The sequence below is a fragment of the Microbacterium phosphatis genome (genome assembly GCF_049177115.1).
GTDB lineage: Bacteria > Actinomycetota > Actinomycetes > Actinomycetales > Microbacteriaceae > Microbacterium > Microbacterium phosphatis.
In genome coordinates this window covers 1,777,545-1,794,074 of sequence record NZ_CP185370.1, presented here as the reverse complement: position 1 = coordinate 1,794,074, position 16,530 = coordinate 1,777,545, and the positions used below count along the sequence as shown (strand labels likewise).

Below are 16,530 nucleotides of genomic sequence, written 5' to 3'. Positions count from 1 at the left end.
GCGGATGAGCGCCCGCCGCCTCGTCGCCTAGGCTCATCTCTCGTGCCGTTCATCGAAGCGATCATCCTCGGCCTCGTCCAGGGCCTGACCGAGTTCCTGCCGATCTCCTCCAGCGCCCACCTGCGCATCCTCGGCGAGCTGCTGCCGTCCGCGACCGATCCGGGGGCGACGTTCACCGCGATCACGCAGATCGGCACCGAGGCCGCGGTGCTGGTGTACTTCCGCAAGAAGATCGCGCGGATCATCTCGCGCTGGTTCCAGGCGCTCACCGGCAAGGTCCCGCACAGCGACCCTGACGCCCGCATGGGGTGGATCGTCATCATCGGCACGATCCCGATCGGCGTCGCCGGCTTCCTGCTGCAGGACACCATCCGCACGTTCAACCGCAACCTCTGGCTCATCGCCATCGTGCTGATCGTGTTCGGCATCATCCTGGGGCTCGCCGACCACTTCGCGCGGCGCACGCGCGAGTTCGACGACGTCACCTATCCGTCCGGCCTGACCATGGGTATCGCGCAGGCACTGGCCCTCGTGCCGGGCGTCTCGCGCTCGGGGGCCACCACCACCGCCGGCCGCCTCCTCGGGTACAAGCGCGCCGCCGCCGCCGAGTACTCGTTCCTCCTCGCCGTCCCCGCCGTCTTCGCCAGCGGCCTGTACGAGCTCGTCCACGCGCTCACCGAGCCCGATGACGGCCCCTACGGCCTCCCGGAGACCGCTGTCGCCACGGTCGTCGCCTTCGTCGTGGGCCTCGCGGTGATCGCCTACCTGATGAAGTTCCTCCAGACCCGGAGCTTCCTGCCGTTCGTCATCTATCGCGTCGCGCTGGGTGCCGTGCTGCTCGTCCTGCTGTCGACCGGCGTGCTGCAGGCGTTCTGACCCGCCGCCGCCCACGCCGCCCGGCCCACCGGGGCCGGGTGCGGGGCTAGCCTGAGGGGATACCCGCCGGGATCCGGCCCGGGGGAGGAGAGGAGCCGCGTGGAGCACGACGCCGACACCGCGAGCGCCAGCACGGGCGCCACTCTCGGACGACGGATCATCGTGGCCGCGTTCGAGGGGTGGAACGACGCGGGCGAGGCGGCGACGAGCGCCGTCGAGCATCTCCTCGACGCCGGTGAGTACGAGACCGTGCTCAGCGTCGACCCGGAGCTCTACTTCGACTACCAGTACACCCGCCCCACCGTCGAGAACGACGGCGAGGGCGGCCGCCGGCTGAAGTGGCCCGAGGCCACGCTCAGCCGCCCCGTCACCCCCACGCCGGACGGCACGGAGTTCTGGATCCTCACGGGCGTCGAGCCCGCGCGCGCCTGGCAGGCCTTCGCCGCCGAGTTCATCGACGTCGCGCTGCGCGAGGACATCAGCGGCTTCGTCACCCTCGGGTCGATGATGGCCGACGTGCCGCACACGCGCCCGATCTCGATCTTCGCCGGCAGCGACAACGACGCCCTGCGCGCCTCGCTCGGTCTCGAGCGCAGCGCCTACGAGGGCCCCGTCGGCGTGCTGAGCGTGCTGGGCGACGCCTCCGAGCGCGCCGGCATCCCGATGGCGAGCCTGTGGGCCAGCGTGCCGCACTACGTCGCGGGCCACACGCCCTCGCCGAAGGCGACGCTGGCGCTGCTGGACCGGCTGGAGGAGCTCGCCGCCGCCGACGTGCCGCGCGGCACCCTCGCCGCCGAGGCGGCCGCTTGGGAGGCGACCATCGACGCGGCAGCCGCCGACGACGACGAGATGCGCGAGTACATCCGCCAGCTCGAGCAGGCCCGCGACACGGTGGACGCGCCCGAGGCCTCGGGCGACGCGATCGCCCAGGCCTTCGAGAGCTACCTGCGCCGCAGCGACGGCCGCGGTCGCGACGAGCGCCCCGGGCGCTGACCCGGACGGTCAGGGACCGCCGACTAGGCTGTCTCGGTGACCTCACCTCGCGATCTTCCGGCCGGTTCCCCCCTCAGCGCCGTCCTCTGGGACATGGACGGCACGATCGTCGACACCGAGCCCTACTGGATCGCGGCCGAGACGCCGCTGGTCGAGGAGTTCGGCGGAACCTGGACCGATGAGGACGCCCTGAGCCTCGTCGGGCAGAGCCTCGACTCGTCCGCGCGGATCCTGCAGCGGGCGGGCGTGCGCCTGACCGAGGACGAGATCATCGCGACGCTCACGGCCCGGGTGATCGACTTCTGCGCGACCCAGGGCGTGCCCTTCCGCCCGGGCGCCCTCGAGATGCTGCGCGACCTGAAGGCCGCCGGCATCAAGACCGCGCTGGTGACGATGTCGTACCGCCACATGGCGCTCGCGATCGTCGACCTGATCGGCTTCGACGCGTTCGACGTGGTCGTGGGCGGCGACGAGGTCGAGCGCGGCAAGCCCCACCCCGACCCGTACCTGCAGGCGGCCGCCCTTCTCGGGGTGGACATCGCCGACACCGTCGCCATCGAGGACTCGCCGAACGGCCTGCGGTCGGCGATCTCGTCCGGCGCCGTGTCGCTCGGCGTCACCAACATCGTCCCGCTCGACGAGGTGGGCGCCGACACGGTCTGGCCCACCCTCGCCGGCCGCAGCGCGGCCGACCTCGTCGCGCTTCACACCGCGCACTCCGCGCCGCGCGCCCGTGTCGAGGAGGTCCAGGCATGACCGCCGTTCCCCGCCCCCGTGGCCCCTTCCGCTACGGCGACCGCGTGCAGCTGACCGGCCCGAAGGCGCGTATGCACACCATCACCCTCCGCGAGGGCGGCGAGCTGCACACGCACCACGGTGTGCTCAAGCACGAGCAGCTCGTTGGTCACCCGGATGGCTCGGTGTTCGAGAACAGCTCGGGTCACGAGTACCTGGCGCTGCGCCCGCTGCTGCGCGACTTCGTGATGTCGATGCCGCGCGGCGCGGCGATCGTCTACCCGAAGGACGCGGCCGCGATCGTCTCGCAGGCCGACATCTTCCCGGGAGCGGTCGTGGTGGAGGCGGGCGTCGGCTCGGGCGCGCTCACGCTCTCGCTGCTGCGCGCCGTCGGCCCCGAGGGGCGCGTGATCTCCTTCGAGCGCCGCCTCGAGTTCGCCGACGTGGCGCGCGCGAACGTCGAGACGTTCTTCGGCGAGACCCCGGAGTTCTGGGAGGTCCGCGAGGGAGACCTCGCCGAGGTCCTGCCCGAGGCCGTCGAGCCCGGATCCGTCGACCGTGTGGTGCTGGACATGCTCGCACCGTGGGAGGTCATGGACGCGGTGGTCGACGCCCTCACCCCGGGCGGTGTCGTCATCTGCTACGTCGCCACGGCGACGCAGCTGTCGCGTGTGGCCGAGTACATCCGCGGCACCGGCGCCTTCACCGACCCCGAGGCGAGCGAGACGATGGTCCGCGGCTGGCACGTCGAGGGTCTCGCCGTGCGCCCGGATCACCGGATGGTGGCGCACACCGCGTTCCTCATCTCCGCCCGCCGCCTGGCCCCGGGGGTCGTGCCCCCGGAGGTGAAGCGCCGCGCGTCGAAGAAGAGCTTCTCCGACGAGGACGTGGAGATCTGGACGCCGGGCGCCGTCGGCGACCGCGACATCACGGACAAGAACCTCCGCAAGCGCATCCGCGAGGCGCAGAAGGCCGCCAGCGGTGCGCGACTGGCGGCGGGCCGCTCCGAGGGCGCCGCGTCAGAGGCACCCGAATCGGACGCATAGACTGATCGGCATGCGGAGAAGCTCGGCCGTCCTCTCGATCACCGCCCTCCTGGGCCTGAGCCTCGTGGGCTGCGCGCCCGCCGGGACGGCGCAGGCGACCTGCGACCGTGTCGCGGACAGCGACCCGGAGACGATGCGGCTCCTCGAGGTCACGGGTGACCTCGACTCGGCGCCCCGTCTGGACGCCCGCACCCCCTTCGTCGCCGAGTCGGACGCCTACGCCGACATCGAGCGCGGCGACGGCCCGCTGATCACGCACCTCGACCAGCCCGGTGTCCTCGACATCACGCTGTTCGACGGCGAGACGGGCTCGCCGCTCATCGGCACGGCCTACGACGGCGACCTCACCGCGCTCGGCCCGCTGTCGGGCTGGACCTCGCAGTTCCCGGCCTTCGAGGACGCCCTGATGTGCGCCACCGAGGGATCCCGGATCGCCGTCGCGATCTCGGACGAGGGCATCAGCGACGAGGTCCGGGCGCAGTACGCGCAGGCCGGTATCCCCGAGGAGGGCTCCCTCATCGCGGTGCTCGACGTCCGCAAGGTGCTGCCGCGTGCGGCCTCCGGCGACGTGCAGTTCAACGCCGGCCTCGGGCTTCCGACGGTGGTGCGCACGCCTGACGGCGTCCCCGGTGTCATCGTCCCCGACGCCGACGCCCCGACGAAGGTCGTCACGCAGACCCTCATCAAGGGCGACGGCGCCGCGCTGACCGCGCAGGACGCGCCCATCGTGCAGTACACCGCGGTCTCGTGGGACGGCCGCGAGGTCACCGACTCGACGTGGGGCGGCGGCGACACGCCCGCCGCGCCGACGCAGATCGTCCCCGGCCAGTTCGGAGAGGGCTTCGCCAAGGCGCTCGAGGGTCAGACCGTCGGCTCCCAGGTGATGGTCGTCGTCCCCGACGGTCTCGGCCCGGAGACGGGCGCGGCGCCGTTCCGCGACGGCGAGACCATCGTCTTCGTGGTCGACATCCTCGGCACGCTGCCGGCGGCGCAGTAACGGGCAGCGCCCCGCGCGTGGCGCACTGCGGGGTCCCCGGGGCCCGGCCGCGGCCTAGGATGGCCAGGTGGCAGAGCGGATCCAGGCAGGCGAGCGTCAGCTCAATCTGATCGTGGCGCTGATGGCCACGGAGATCGGCCTGACCAAGCAGCAGATCCTGGAGTCGGTCTCGGGCTACCGGCAGCGCAACGAGGGCAGGTCCGACGCGCTCGAGAAGATGTTCGAGCGCGACAAAGACGACCTGCGCGATCTCGGCGTCCCGATCGAGACGATCGGCGACAGCGCCGATCCGAACGACCTGCGCGAGGCGCGATACCGCATCCCGAAGGCCGAGTACGACCTGCCCGCCGACATCTCGTTCACCCCGGCCGAGGTCGCGGTCCTGGCGCTGGCGGGATCGGTGTGGAGCGAGGGATCGCTGTCGAAGGACGCCACGACCGGGCTCCGCAAGATCCGTGCCCTCGGGATCGAGGTCGACGAGCCCATCATCGGGTTCGCACCGCGCATGACCGTGCGCGAGCCGTCCTTCGCGCCGCTGCGCGATGCGATCGAGGCCTGCCGGGTGGTTGCCTTCGACTACCTGAAGCCGGGGGAGGAGACGCCGCGGCGGCGCACCGTGCGCCCCCTCGCGCTCGTCGACTACGAGGGGCGCTGGCACGTCGCCGCGCACGACGTCGATGCCGATGGCCACCGGATGTTCCTGCTCTCGCGCATCGTGGGAGACGTGCTGCCGACCCGCAAGGGCTTCGACCCGGAGCTGCGTGTGGGGGCCGGCGAGCGCGCGATGCAGAGCCTCCGCGAGGTCGCCGAACGCAATCGCGCCCTGCTCGAGGTGACGCCGGGGTCCGAGGCCGCGCTGCGTCTCGCCCGCCGAGGGACCCCGGCGGTCCAGGGGATCCACGTGCCCTTCGTGGATCTGCACATCTTCGCCGACGAGCTCGCGTCCTACGGGCCCGAGGTGCGCGTGGTCGAGCCACCCGCGCTGCGGGACGCCGTCATCGAGCGCCTGAGGTCGGCGCTTGCGGTGCACACCGGGGCAGGGGGAGCCGCATGAGCAAGATGGTGACCCCGGATCTCGTCACTCTGTACCTGACGCTCGTGCCGTACCTGCTGGAGCGCGGGGAGGTGTCGGTCGTGGAGGCCGCGCGCGACTTCGACGTCAGCCCGGCGCAGATGCGCTCGATGGTCGAGAAGCTGACCGTCATCGGCATGCCGGGCGAGGACGACTACTTCCAGATGCCGAACGAGATGTTCGACATCAACTGGGATCTGCTCGACGAGCAGGACGTGATCGAGATCACGCAGTCGGTGGGCCTGGAGCGTTCGCCCCGGCTGACCGCGCGCGAGGCCGCGGCGCTCATCGGCGGCCTGCGCCTGGCGGCGTCGCTGCCCGGGGTCGCCGGCGGCGAGGTGCTGGCAGGCCTCCTGGCGAAGCTGTCGCGTGGGGCGGCGTCGGCGCCGGCCGAGGTGATTGTGGTCCCCGAGCCGGTGGACGCGGTGCGCACGCTGGTCTCGCAGGCGCTGCGCGACCAGGTCGCCCTGTCGTTCACCTACCGGCGCCCCGACTCCGAGCCGACCACCCGCACCGTCGACCCGGTGAAGGTGATCGTCACCGAGGGGCAGTGGTACCTGCAGGGCTGGTGCCACCTGCGTCGCGCCATGCGCAACTTCCTGCTCGAGCGGGTCAGCGACCCGCGCCTGACGGGGATCCCGATCGCCCATGGACACGAACCGGTCCCGGGGCTGTTCGAGCCCGGTGACGACGATGAGATCGCGGTCGTCCGCTTCGCCGACGAGCTCGCGCCGCTGGTGGGCGACTACCTGTCGGGCGCCGAGACGTCCACGGCCGGCGGCATCACCACGGCACGTCTGCGGGTGTCCGACGCGCGCACGCTGAAGCGCCTCGCCGCGCGCCGCGCGGGGCGGGTCGAGGTACTGGAGCCGGCGGGGGCCCGCCGGGCCGCCGCCGACTGGGCGGCCGAGGCCCTCGCCCTCTACGGCGAGTCCTCCTGACCGCGCGGCTAGCGGCTGCTGCAAAGGCGCGGCGGTTAGACTGGCCGAGCTTCCCCCGAAACGAAGACGGAGATCCCCCATGGGCAACCTCACCGGCTGGCACCTGCTCGTCCTGCTCGCCGTCATCCTGCTGCTGTTCGGCGCGGCGCGTCTGCCCGCGCTCGCTCGCAGCCTCGGCCAGTCGGCACGTGTGTTCAAGGGCGAGATCAAGCAGATGAAGGCCGAGGACGAGACGCCGCAGGCGAACGCCGCGGCCGATCCGCAGGCCCCCGGCTACACGCTGAACGGCACCCCGACGGATCGCCTCCCCGGCGCCGACGAGCCGCACAAGCCGACGCAGCCGTAAGACGTCCGTGACAGCGGACTCCGCGTCGTCCGGGATCCCCGTTTCGAAGGACGACCTTCCGTACCGCGATCGGCGGATGACCCTCGCGGATCACCTGGTCGAGCTGCGCAAGCGGCTGATGGTCGCGGCGGCGGCCCTCGTGGTCGGCATGATCGTGGCGTTCTTCGTCACGACGCCGATCATCTCGTTCCTGCTCGGCCCCATCGAGCTCGTCGCCGAGCAGCTCGGCGACGACTTCACCCGGCTGACCTACACGGGCGTGACCAGCTCGTTCGACATGCGCCTGCGCATCGCCTTCGCGATCGGCCTGCTCATCTCGGCCCCCATCTGGCTGTGGCAGATCTGGGCGTACATCATGCCGGGCCTCACCCGCAAAGAGGTGCGGTACACGATCGGCTTCATGGCCTCGGCCGTGCCGCTGTTCTTCGCGGGCTGCTACGTGGCCGTCCTCGTGCTGCCGCACATCCTGTTGGTGATGGCGTCGTTCGTTCCCGACTCGGAGTTCGCCTCGCAGATCTACGAGGCCGACAAGTACTACGACCTCGTGTTCAAGACGCTCATCGCGATGGGGGTGGCGTTCGTCTCGCCCGTCTTCCTCGTCGCGCTGAACCTGGCGGGGATCCTCTCCGCCGCCGACATCCTCCGCGGCTGGCGGGTCGCCGTGATCATCGCGACGGCGTTCGCTGCGGTCGCGACGCCGTCCGCCGATGTGGTGTCGATGCTCGTGCTCGCCGGCATCCTCGTGGTGCTGTACTTCGCGGCGTACGGGGTCGCGTTCCTGTTCGACTGGCGCAAGGCCAGACGTGAGAAGGCCCTCGAATCGGAGACCCCGTGATCGATCAGCACCCCCAGACCCAGGCGTTCGCCGATGCCCAGCGATTCCGGCTCGACGAGTTCCAGGTCGAGGCGTGCCGCTCGCTGGAGAGCGGGCGCAGTGTGCTGGTCGCGGCCCCCACGGGTGCCGGCAAGACCATCGTGGGCGAGTTCGCGATCCACCTCGCGATGCAGACGCCGAACCAGAAGGCGTTCTACACAACGCCGATGAAGGCGCTGTCCAACCAGAAGTTCCGCGAGCTGCAGGACGTCTACGGCGACGACCAGGTGGGTCTGCTCACGGGCGACACCAACATCAACGGCGATGCGCGCGTGGTGGTCATGACCACCGAGGTGCTGCGCAACATGCTCTACGCCGACTCGCCGGCCCTGCGCGGGCTCCGCTACGTCGTGATGGACGAGGTCCACTACCTCGCCGACCGTTTCCGCGGCGCGGTGTGGGAGGAGGTCATCATCCACCTCCCCTCGGACGTCCGGCTGGTCTCGCTGAGCGCCACCGTGTCCAACGCCGAGGAGTTCGGCGACTGGCTCGACACCGTCCGCGGCGACACCGAGGTCATCGTCTCCGAGACCCGTCCCGTGCCGCTCGAGCAGCACGTGCTCGTCCGGGGCGACCTGCTGCCGCTGTTCGACGAGCGGGCCGGCGCCGCCGCCGCGCAGGTCAACCACGAGCTGATGCGCATGCGCGGCGGGCAAGCTCACGCCGCCAACAGCGCCTTCGTCGAGGCGCGCCGCGGGGGCAAGCGCCGCGGCGGCTACCACCGCCCGGGGCCGCCGCGCCGCGCGGAGCGCATCGACCGTCCCGAGGTCGTCGAGCTGCTCGGCCGCGCCAACCTGCTCCCGGCGATCTTCTTCATCTTCAGCCGTGTGGGCTGCGATGCCGCGGTCCAGCAGGTGCGTCGTTCCGGGCTGCGCTTGACCACCGCCGAGGAGCGCGCCGAGATCCGCGAGATCGTCCACGAGCGCACGGCGATGCTCCCCGATGAGGATCTCGCGGCCCTCGGCTACTGGGAGTGGGTCGAGAACCTCGAGCGTGGCCTCGCCTCGCACCACGCAGGCCTGCTGCCGGCGTTCAAGGAGGTCGTCGAGGAGCTCTTCCAGCGCAAGCTCGTGAAGGTCGTCTTCGCCACCGAGACCCTGGCGCTCGGCATCAACATGCCGGCGCGCACCGTTGTGCTCGAGAAGCTCGAGAAGTTCAACGGCGAGGCCCGCGTCGCGATCACGTCGGGGGAGTACACGCAGCTGACCGGACGCGCCGGTCGTCGCGGCATCGACGTGGAAGGCCACGCGGTGGTGCAGTGGACCGAGTCGATGGATCCGCAGGCGGTTGCCGCGCTGGCCTCCCGCCGCACCTATCCGCTGAACTCCAGCTTCCGCCCGACGTACAACATGGCGGTCAACCTCATCGACCAGTTCGGACGCGAGCGGGCCCGCGAGGTGCTCGAGTCGTCGTTCGCCCAGTTCCAGGCCGACCGCGCCGTCGTCGGGCTCGCGCGACAGGTCAAGGAGGCCGAGGAGTCGCTCGAGGGCTACCGGAAGTCGATGGCCTGCGAGCACGGAGACTTCGCCGAGTACGCCGCGATCCGTCGCGATCTCTCCGACCTCGAGAAGCTCAACCGTCGCGACGTCACCGCGGGCCGCGGCACGCGGGAGAAGCGCGAGCGCGAGATCAACGGCCTCCGCCGCCGGATGACGCGTCACGGCTGCCACAAGTGCCCCGACCGCGAGCAGCACGCCCGCTGGGGCGAGCGCTACTGGAAGCTCAAGCGCCAGACCGACAAGACCCGTCGTCAGATCGAGAACCGCACCGGCACGGTCGCGCGCGTCTTCGACCGGATCATCGACGTGCTCGTCGCCCTCGACTACGTCCGCCTCGACGGACCCGACGCGACGCTCACCGAGGCGGGCGCGCGCATGAAGCGGATCTACGGCGACCGGGATCTCCTGGTGGCCGAGTCGCTGCGGGCGGGGATCTGGAAGAACCTCGACGCGGCGTCGCTCGCGGCGCTCGCGTGCTCGCTCGTCTACGAGCCGCGCGGCCGGGACGACGGCCAGGTCGATCCGCGGTCGCTGCCTCGCGGCGCGTTCCGCATCGCCCTCGACGAGACCGAGCGCCTGTGGGCGCAGCTGGACGACCTCGAGCAGGACAATCGCCTTCCCGGCACCCAGCCGATCGCGGTGGGGCTCGCCGGCCCCATGCACCAGTGGGCCCGGGGCGCGCTGCTCGACCGCGTGCTGAGCGAGGCCGACATGGCGGCCGGCGACTTCGTGCGCTGGGCCAAGCAGACCATCGACCTGCTCGACCAGCTCTCGCAGGTGGCCGACGGCGAGCTGGCGCGCACGGCCCGCCGGGCCCTCGACGCCGTGCGCCGCGGCATCGTCGCCTACAGCTCGCTATGACGGGCCGCAGTTCCCGCACGCGGCGCCCACGCCCCGCGGTGCGCCCGCTGCTGCCGCTGTGGGCGGGGATCGCGGCGGCGGCGCTGGGCGGCCTCGCTCTCGACGCCTCCTTCCCCTCGCTCGGCATCTGGGCGCTGGCCCCGGTCGCGGTGATCCTGTCGCTGGTGTCGCTGATCGGGCGGCGGGCCGGTGGGGCGCTGCTGGTCGGCCTCGTGTTCGGCGGCGTGTTCTGGTTCACCCACATCGACTGGATCTCGCGCTTCCTGGGCGACAACCCGCAGAGCTGGGTGCCGTGGGTCGCCCTCGCCGGGCTGCAGGCGGTGTTCATGGGCCTCGGCGCGATTCCGATCGCCTTCGCCTACCGATGGTTCCCCGGCGGGCGCTGGGCGCGCCTGGTCCTGCTTCCGGTGCTGATCGGCGCGCTGTGGAGCGCGCGCGAGCTGATCATGGGCAACTGGCCGTACGGCGGCTTCGCCTGGGGCCGGATCGGCATGAGCCAGTCGCAGAGCCCGCTCGCGCACGTCGCGTCGTGGGTGGGGGTGACCGGGCTAACGTTCCTCATCGTCCTGGTGTGCGCGATGCTCATCGAGCTCGTGCGCCTGCGGCCCCGGCGCCCGGCCTCGCTCGCGCCGGTCGCCGCGACCCTGGCGATCCTGATTCTGGTGCCGCAGTGGCAGTCGGCGGCTGCCGGCACCCTGCGCGTGGGCGCGGTGCAGGGCGCGGGGCCGACGGCCTACTTCGACGAGCGCGAGCCGTGGGCCGTGATCCAGTCGCAGCTCGATGCGTCCGCGCCCCTGAAGGACGAGCAGGTCGACCTCGTTGTGTGGCCCGAGGGCGGTGTCGACTACGACCCGCTCCAGGACGAGACCACCGCGCTGATGCTGTCGAACGCCGCCCGCTCATACGGCGCGCCGATCCTGATGAACGCAGCGTCCGACGTGGGCGAGGACGTCTACAACACCTCGATGCTCTGGACGGCCGACGGCGCGACGGTCGACGGAGGCCTGCAGACGCACGCGAAGCGCCATCCCGTGCCCTTCGGCGAGTACGTGCCGGACCGGGCGTTCTTCGCCGCGATCGTGCCGGACCTCATCGGCATGATCGGCCGCGAGTACACCCCGGGGACGAACCCGCCCGTCGTGCGCCTCGGCGACGTCGTCGTGGGCCTCGCGATCTGCTTCGACGTGATCGCCGACGACATCATCCGCGAGGGCGCGGAGGCCGGCGCGCAGCTGCTGGTCTTCCAGACGAACAACGCCGACTTCCGCGGCACGGACGAGAATCTCCAGCAGCTCGCCTTCGCCCGCATGCGGGCGATCGAGACCGGCCGCAGCGTCGTGAACCTGTCGACGGTCGGCACCAGTCAGATCATCGCGCCGGACGGCACGACCGTCGCCGCGCTGGCCGTGGACGAGGCGGGGCTCATGATCGGCGACGTCGAGCTGCGGGACGGGATCGCCCCCGCGGTGATCGTCGGCCCGTGGCTGCAGCTGGCGCTGCTGTGGGGCGCGCTGGGCGGGCTCGTCCTTGTCGGCCTCCTGCGCCGCATTCGCCCGCGTGCCTAGGATCGGGGCATGACGAACGAAGAGACCGGCCTGCCGGCCGACCAGTGGTGGTTCAACTCCCGCACCGGAGAGGTCGAGCACGGCCCCGAGTCGCCCTCCATCCACCGGATCGGGCCCTTCGACACCCAGGAGGAGGCCGCGCGCGCACCGCAGAAGCTGCAGGAGCGCGCGAAGGCGTGGGCCGACGACGAGGCCCGCGAGAACAACTGGGGCGAGCGGTCCTGAGCCCGCGGGAACACGCGGCGCCACGCACGTTACGGCGCTCGTGTCACTGACCCGGTCGCGCCCGATCCGACCACTAGGCTGATCGAGCGGCACGCCCCTGCCGCAGCGACCGGCTGCCCGCCACGCGACGGATCCGAAGAGGAGACTCATGGACAAGCAGAGGGACTTCGTCCTGCGCACGATCGAGGAGCGCGGCGTGAAGTTCGTGCGCCTGTGGTTCACGGACGTGATCGGCACGCTGAAGTCCGTCGCGATCGCCCCGGCCGAGGTCGAGGGCGCGTTCAGCGAGGGCATCGGCTTCGACGGCTCCGCCATCGAGGGGCTGACGCGCACGTACGAGTCCGATCTGCTCGCGCAGCCGGACCCCACGACGTTCCAGATCCTGCCGTGGCGCGGCGAGATCGACCCGACGGCGCGGATGTTCTGCGACCTGTTCACCCCCGACGGACAGCCCGCGGTGGCAGACCCCCGCAACGTCCTCAAGCGCACCCTGGCCAAGGCCGCGGACGCCGGGTTCACGTTCTACACGCATCCCGAGATCGAGTTCTACCTGCTCAAGTCCGGCAAGCCGGGTGTGGAGGGCCTCGAGCCCGTCGACCGCGCCGGCTACTTCGACAACGTGCCGGGCGGCACGGCGCACGACTTCCGCCGCCGTTCGGTCCGCATGCTCGAGGACCTCGGCATCTCGGTCGAGTACAGCCACCACGAGGGCGGCCCCGGCCAGAACGAGATCGACCTGCGCTACGCCGACGCGCTCACCATGGCCGACAACATCATGACGTTCCGCACGGTCGTCAAGGAGGTCGCCATCGAGGAGGGCGTGCACGCCACGTTCATGCCGAAGCCGCTCAACGGCGAGCCCGGCAGCGGCATGCACACGCACATGTCGCTCTTCGAGGGCGACACGAACGCCTTCTTCGAGGAGGGCGCCGAGCACCAGCTCTCGAAGATCGGCCGCCAGTTCATCGCGGGCCTGCTGCACCACGCGCAGGAGATCGCGCTGGTGACCAACCAGTTCGTGAACTCGTACAAGCGCCTCTGGGGCGGCGACGAGGCCCCGAGCTTCATCACCTGGGGTCACAACAACCGCTCCGCGCTCGTGCGTGTGCCCATGTACAAGCCGGGCAAGAGCCAGTCGGCGCGAATCGAGCACCGTGGCATCGACTCGGCGGCGAACCCCTACCTCGCCTATTCGCTGATGCTCGCCGCCGGCCTGAAGGGCATCTCCGAGGGCTACGAGCTGCCCCCGGAGGCCGAGGACAACGTGTGGGCGCTCAGCAGCACCGAGCGGCGCGCGCTGGGCTACAAGCGCCTGCCCTCGAGCCTCTACGACGCCATCGGCTTCATGGAGGAGAGCGAGCTGGTCGCCGAGACGCTCGGCGAGCAGGTCTTCAGCTACGTGCTCAGCAACAAGCGCCGCGAGTACGACGGCTACCGTTCGCAGGTCACCGCGTTCGAGCTGAAGCACAGCCTCGACATCATCTGAGCGCGGGATGTCGGATCGGGCGCCGTCGTCGCGCACACACCTCGCCCGGCTCGGATTCTCGCGCCTCGATGCCGCCGACGATCAGCTCGACGAGCTGTCCGGGCTCATGGGCGTGGGGCGGGCCGAGCTGCTCGCGGATGCCGCGGCCGCGGCCGACCCGGACGAGGCGCTGGCCGGCCTCCTGCGGATCGCCCGACGACGTGACGAGGTCGTGCGCGACGTGCTGCAGGATCCGCGCGGTCGCGCCGTCGCGTGGCGCCTGCTCGGGGCCTCGCAGGGCTTCGCGGACTTCTACCTGCGCCGGCCCGAGCAGCTCACCCGCCTGAAGACGGCCGGGCATCGGCTCCCGACGGCCGACGAGCTGCGGCGCGCGCTGCAGGAGTCAGTGGAGGCCGACGCCGACGGCTTCGCGTCCTCGGGCGACGACGCCGCCTGGATCGGGCTGCGCGTCGCCTACCGCGCCCAGCTCGCCGAGATCGCCGCGTACGACCTGACGAGCCCCGATCCGGTGGCCGTGGTGCACGAGGTCTCGGCCGCGCTGGCCGACGCGGCCGGCGCGGTGCTGGATGCCTCCCTCGCCGTCGCTCGCGCGAAGGTGTCGGGCGGCTTCGGCGGATTCCCGCGCGACGAGGTCTCGCAGACGCGGCTGGCGATCCTCGGCATGGGCAAGTGCGGCGCGCGGGAGCTCAACTACGTCAGCGACGTCGACGTGATCTTCGTCGGCGAGCCGGCAGAGGGGGCCGAGCTCTCGGAGGCGCGCGCCATCGAGATCGCGACCCGCCTGGCGATCCAGACCATGCGCGGCATCGACGGCATCGAGGCCGAGCCGCCGCTGTGGGAGGTCGACCCGAACCTGCGCCCCGAGGGGAAGCAGGGAGCGCTCGTGCGGACCCTCGAGTCGCACATCGCATATTACGACCGGTGGGCCAAGAGCTGGGAGTTCCAGGCGCTGCTCAAGGCGCGGCCGATCGCGGGCGACACCGCGCTCGGCGATGCGTACGTCGCCGCGACCCAGCCGAAGGTCTGGTCGAGCTCGGGGCGCGAGGACTTCGTCGACAGCGCGCAGCGGATGCGCGAGCGCGTGATGGAGCACATCCCGGCCGCCGACGTGCCGCACCAGGTCAAGCTCGGCCCCGGCGGCATCCGGGACATCGAGTTCGCCGTTCAGCTGCTGCAGCTCGTGCACGGGCGCACCGACGAGTCGATCCGCGTGCAGAGCACCCTGCGCGCGATCGCGGCACTCGAGGACGGCGGCTACATCGGCCGCGCCGAGGCGAAGGTCTTCGACCACGACTACCGCGTGCTGCGCCTGATCGAGCATCGCCTGCAGCTGGTCGGCCTCTCGCGCACCCACCTGATGCCGCGCGCCGAGGGGGGCCTGCGGGCCCTCGCCCGCGCCACGGGGCTCGCCGAGTCCGCCGACGGCATCACGGCCGTGTGGGAGGAGATCAAGCGCGAGGTGCGCGAGATCCACCTCCGCCTGTTCTACCGCCCCCTGCTCGGGGCCGTCGCGCGCCTGCCCCAGGACGAGGGGACGCTGACCGAGGACCAGGCACGCGACCGCCTCGCCGCCATCGGCTTCCGGGAGCCCGCCGTGGCGCTGCGCCACATCGCCGCGGTCACGAGCGGCCTCAGCCGCAAGGCGACGATCCAGCGCACACTGATGCCGGTGATGCTGCGGATGTTCGCCGAGGGAGCGGATCCGGACTACGGTCTGGTGGTCTTCCGCCGCATCAGCGAGCGACTGGGCGACACCCCGTGGTTCCTGCGGATGCTGCGCGACTCGTCGGGCGCCGCCGAGCGGCTCACCCGCCTGCTGTCGACCTCGCGGTACGCGGGCGAGCTGATGGAGTGGATCCCCGAGTCGGTCGCCTGGCTCGACAGCGACGAGCAGATGCGTCCGCGCAGCGCAGCCGCCCTCGAGGAGGAGGCCCGCGCGATCCGCGAGCGGCACGAGACCCTCGAGGACGCCATGCGGGCCGTGCGCGCGCTGCGCCGCCGTGAGATGCTGCGCGCCGCGATGGGCGCCGTGCTGGGCGCCACCACGCTCGAGCAGGTCAGCGAGGCCCTCACGTCCATCACCGACGTGACGCTGCGCGCGACGCTGCGCGCCGTCCAGCGCGACGTCGTGCCGGACGAGGACGTCTCGCTCGACTTCTCGATCATCGGCATGGGGCGTTACGGCGGAGCCGAGCTCGGTTTCGGCTCGGACGCCGATGTGCTGTTCATCTATCGGCCGGAGAATGTCGAGCCGCATCGCGCTGAGGCCCACGCGATCAAAATCGTCGCCGAGCTGCGCCGCGTGTCGGAGGACTTCCGCCTGCCGCTCGAGCTGGACGCCGATCTGCGCCCCGAGGGGCGCAAGGGCCCCATCGTGCGCTCGCTCGACGCGTACGCCGAGTACTACCGGCGCTGGTCGGGCTCCTGGGAGGCGCAGGCGCTGCTGCGCGCCCGGGGCGTGGCCGGGTCGCACAAGCTCATCGACGCGTTCACGCAGCTCGCCGACGACGTGCGCTATGCGGCCGAGCCGGACGCGAACGCCGTTCGCGAGATCAAACGCATCAAGGCGCGCGTCGAGACCGAGCGGCTGCCCCAGCGCGCCGACCCCACACGCCACCTGAAGCTGGGGCCGGGTGGCCTGAGCGACGTCGAATGGCTCGTCCAGCTGCTGCAGCTGCAGCACGCCCACCGCGTGCCCGCGCTGCAGACCACCTCGACCCTCGGTGCCCTGCAGGCCGCGGTCGACGCCGAGCTCATCGGCGAGGACGACGCCGCTCTGCTGCGGGCCGCGTGGCTGCTCGCGGGCCGCCTGCGCTCGGCAAACACGTTGCTGTCCGGACAGACGAGCGACCTGCTGCCCACCGACCGCCGGCAGCTCGACGGCATCGGCCGCATCCTCGAGTACCCGCCCCACAGCGCCACGCAGCTCGAGCAGGACTGGCTCGGCACCGCCCGCCGGGCCCGCAAGGTCTTCGACCGGCTGTTCTACGGCTGATCCGGGCCCGGCGTCGCAC

14 protein-coding genes are annotated in these 16,530 nt (G+C 71.6%); all 14 read left to right on the top strand.

Annotated features, from left to right (window positions below; translation table 11 throughout):
- Positions 1-42: 42 nt before the first annotated feature.
- The 14 genes from ACOKGD_RS08545 to ACOKGD_RS08480 all read left to right on the top strand — a co-directional run bounded on the left by ACOKGD_RS08545 (position 43) and on the right by ACOKGD_RS08480 (position 16,511).
- Positions 43-876: an undecaprenyl-diphosphate phosphatase gene (locus tag ACOKGD_RS08545; protein WP_342334604.1), complete on the top strand. Its 834-nt coding sequence runs from the start codon at positions 43-45 to the stop codon at positions 874-876.
- Positions 877-975: 99 nt separating this feature from the next.
- Positions 976-1,869, top strand: coding sequence for a PAC2 family protein (locus ACOKGD_RS08540; RefSeq protein ID WP_342334605.1), 894 nt, complete (start codon positions 976-978; stop codon positions 1,867-1,869).
- A 36-nt stretch (positions 1,870-1,905) separates the two neighbouring features.
- On the top strand, positions 1,906-2,625 hold the full coding sequence (locus ACOKGD_RS08535; RefSeq protein ID WP_342334606.1) for an HAD family hydrolase: 720 nt from the start codon (positions 1,906-1,908) through the stop codon (positions 2,623-2,625).
- Positions 2,622-3,650 (top strand): tRNA (adenine-N1)-methyltransferase, encoded by a 1,029-nt coding sequence (locus tag ACOKGD_RS08530; protein WP_342334607.1) that lies wholly within the window; start codon positions 2,622-2,624, stop codon positions 3,648-3,650. Before ACOKGD_RS08535 ends, ACOKGD_RS08530 begins: the two co-directional genes overlap by 4 nt.
- A 10-nt stretch (positions 3,651-3,660) precedes the next feature.
- Complete coding sequence (locus ACOKGD_RS08525) at positions 3,661-4,647, top strand: FKBP-type peptidyl-prolyl cis-trans isomerase (protein ID WP_342334608.1); 987 nt, start codon at positions 3,661-3,663, stop codon at positions 4,645-4,647.
- 67 nt (positions 4,648-4,714) lie between these two features.
- On the top strand, positions 4,715-5,701 hold the full coding sequence (locus ACOKGD_RS08520) for a helix-turn-helix transcriptional regulator (RefSeq protein WP_342334609.1): 987 nt from the start codon (positions 4,715-4,717) through the stop codon (positions 5,699-5,701).
- A complete protein-coding gene (locus ACOKGD_RS08515; RefSeq protein ID WP_342334610.1) occupies positions 5,698-6,660 on the top strand; it encodes a helix-turn-helix transcriptional regulator in 963 nt (320 codons plus the stop codon). Before ACOKGD_RS08520 ends, ACOKGD_RS08515 begins: the two co-directional genes overlap by 4 nt.
- 79 nt (positions 6,661-6,739) lie before the next feature.
- Entirely contained in the window at positions 6,740-7,006 is a 267-nt protein-coding gene (gene tatA / locus ACOKGD_RS08510) for a Sec-independent protein translocase subunit TatA (protein WP_342334611.1), read from the top strand.
- Positions 7,007-7,082: 76 nt separating this feature from the next.
- Positions 7,083-7,841: a twin-arginine translocase subunit TatC gene (gene tatC, locus ACOKGD_RS08505; RefSeq protein WP_342334612.1), complete on the top strand. Its 759-nt coding sequence runs from the start codon at positions 7,083-7,085 to the stop codon at positions 7,839-7,841.
- Complete coding sequence (locus tag ACOKGD_RS08500; protein WP_342334613.1) at positions 7,838-10,240, top strand: DEAD/DEAH box helicase; 2,403 nt, start codon at positions 7,838-7,840, stop codon at positions 10,238-10,240. Before tatC ends, ACOKGD_RS08500 begins: the two co-directional genes overlap by 4 nt.
- Entirely contained in the window at positions 10,237-11,805 is a 1,569-nt protein-coding gene (gene lnt, locus ACOKGD_RS08495; RefSeq protein WP_342334614.1) for an apolipoprotein N-acyltransferase, read from the top strand. Before ACOKGD_RS08500 ends, lnt begins: the two co-directional genes overlap by 4 nt.
- A 9-nt stretch (positions 11,806-11,814) precedes the next feature.
- Positions 11,815-12,030, top strand: a complete 216-nt coding sequence (locus ACOKGD_RS08490; RefSeq protein WP_342334615.1) for an SPOR domain-containing protein — start codon at positions 11,815-11,817, stop codon at positions 12,028-12,030.
- A 148-nt stretch (positions 12,031-12,178) separates the two neighbouring features.
- Complete coding sequence (locus tag ACOKGD_RS08485) at positions 12,179-13,516, top strand: glutamine synthetase family protein (RefSeq protein WP_342334616.1); 1,338 nt, start codon at positions 12,179-12,181, stop codon at positions 13,514-13,516.
- Positions 13,517-13,523: 7 nt separating this feature from the next.
- Positions 13,524-16,511 (top strand): bifunctional [glutamine synthetase] adenylyltransferase/[glutamine synthetase]-adenylyl-L-tyrosine phosphorylase, encoded by a 2,988-nt coding sequence (locus ACOKGD_RS08480; RefSeq protein WP_342334617.1) that lies wholly within the window; start codon positions 13,524-13,526, stop codon positions 16,509-16,511.
- Positions 16,512-16,530 lie beyond the last annotated feature (19 nt).